The 294-nt window shown below is 63.6% G+C and carries 1 pseudogene; it reads right to left on the bottom strand.

Features of this window, described 5'->3' with window-relative positions:
• Positions 1–138: 138 nt before the first annotated feature.
• Positions 139–294, bottom strand: a pseudogene (locus tag ACLBX8_RS32035) (IS630 family transposase); the annotation flags it as partial.

The following is a 294-nucleotide window of genomic DNA, read 5'->3' as shown; positions in this document are numbered from 1 at the left end:
CGGCTTCTGCGGAGGCAGCAGCGGGGCGATCTGCTCCCACTGCGCGTCGGTCAGTTCAAAGCGTCGCATCAAGCCCACATGGGCCTGACCACCCAGCCTGTGAACCCCTTTGCAGAGACGCCCTAGAGCGGCATCCGATCATATTGGATCATATGCGTCGTAGCCTCCGGCGGCGAGATAGCGGCGGCATTCGGCTGGCGTGAAGCGTCTGAAGGCTCGTCGGATCGTGTCCCAGAGGTCGCTGATCGTGCGAGCGGCCTCGGCACGAAGAATGGCCTTGAGCTTGGCGAAGGC

The organism is Methylobacterium sp. D48H, assembly GCF_053345715.1.
This window is presented reverse-complemented; position numbering and strand designations above follow the sequence as displayed.